At 49.9% G+C, this 1,142-nt stretch carries 9 tRNA genes and 1 rRNA gene; all 10 read right to left on the reverse strand.

The features are described from left to right. Positions 1-89: 89 nt before the first annotated feature. The 10 genes from BN985_RS18820 to rrf all read right to left on the reverse strand — a co-directional run bounded on the left by BN985_RS18820 (position 90) and on the right by rrf (position 1,091). Positions 90-165 (reverse strand) — tRNA-Ala (locus BN985_RS18820). 10 nt (positions 166-175) lie between these two features. Continuing rightward, positions 176-252, reverse strand: a tRNA-Pro gene (locus tag BN985_RS18825). A 6-nt stretch (positions 253-258) separates the two neighbouring features. Next, positions 259-335 (reverse strand) — tRNA-Arg (locus BN985_RS18830). 7 nt (positions 336-342) lie between these two features. Then, positions 343-427, reverse strand: a tRNA-Leu gene (locus BN985_RS18835). A gap of 7 nt (positions 428-434) precedes the next feature. Then, positions 435-509, reverse strand: a tRNA-Gly gene (locus BN985_RS18840). A 24-nt stretch (positions 510-533) separates the two neighbouring features. Then, positions 534-618: transfer RNA gene (locus BN985_RS18845), tRNA-Leu, on the reverse strand. 13 nt (positions 619-631) lie between these two features. Further along, positions 632-707: transfer RNA gene (locus BN985_RS18850), tRNA-Lys, on the reverse strand. 74 nt (positions 708-781) lie between these two features. After that, a tRNA-Thr gene (locus BN985_RS18855) sits at positions 782-857 on the reverse strand. A 3-nt stretch (positions 858-860) separates the two neighbouring features. Further along, positions 861-936, reverse strand: a tRNA-Val gene (locus BN985_RS18860). 39 nt (positions 937-975) lie between these two features. Then, positions 976-1,091, reverse strand: a 5S ribosomal RNA gene (rrf, locus tag BN985_RS18865). Positions 1,092-1,142 lie beyond the last annotated feature (51 nt).

Below are 1,142 nucleotides of genomic sequence, written 5' to 3' on the forward strand. Positions count from 1 at the left end.
CTTCTGCTTGTATTTCTTCGAAAAACAGAATATCTGTTTTTCCTTGACATACTAGTTGTTTTGTTCAGTTTTCAAAGAGCAATAAATTTTGGTGGAGCCTAGCGGGATCGAACCGCTGACCTCCTGCGTGCAAGGCAGGCGCTCTCCCAGCTGAGCTAAGGCCCCAATATTTAGATGGTCGGGAAGACAGGATTTGAACCTGCGACCCCATGGTCCCAAACCATGTGCTCTACCAAGCTGAGCTACTTCCCGAAAGAATGGCGCGCCCGAGAGGAGTCGAACCCCTAACCTCTTGATCCGTAGTCAAACGCTCTATCCAATTGAGCTACGGGCGCTTATAAGTGCCGAGGGCCGGACTCGAACCGGCACGGTAGAACCTACCGCAGGATTTTAAGTCCTGTGCGTCTGCCAATTCCGCCACCCCGGCTTGGGCATGGAGCGGAAGACGGGATTCGAACCCGCGACCCCCACCTTGGCAAGGTGGTGTTCTACCACTGAACTACTTCCGCAGCGTAAATATATAACCTGAGTAATGGTGCGGGTGAAGGGACTTGAACCCCCACGTCCGAAGACACTAGATCCTAAATCTAGCGCGTCTGCCAATTCCGCCACACCCGCTAAAGTGCTTAAATGGTGAGCCATGAAGGATTCGAACCTTCGACCCTCTGATTAAAAGTCAGATGCTCTACCAACTGAGCTAATGGCTCATACAATAGTTATTCTTGCTGTTCATTAAGCGCATCGACTGAGCTGATGGCTCGTACGAATTTAAAATAAATAATGGTGCCGGCCAGAGGACTTGAACCCCCAACCTACTGATTACAAGTCAGTTGCTCTACCAATTGAGCTAGGCCGGCGAATGGTGGAGGATGCAGGGCTCGAACCTGCGACCCCCTGCTTGTAAGGCAGGTGCTCTCCCAGCTGAGCTAATCCTCCAATGCACATGTAAGATGCGCAAAAACAATTATTTATTTCGCCTGGCGGCGTCCTACTCTTGCAGGGGCAAAGCCCCAACTACCATCGGCGCTGGAGAACTTAACTTCTGTGTTCGGCATGAGAACAGGTGTGACCTCTCCGCTATTACTACCAGACCATCCTAAAAACAAGGACAAGATATATTATATGCATTTTCTTTAAAAAAT

The organism is Oceanobacillus manasiensis (genome assembly GCF_000724085.1).
Lineage (GTDB): Bacteria > Bacillota > Bacilli > Bacillales > Amphibacillaceae > Oceanobacillus_B > Oceanobacillus_B manasiensis.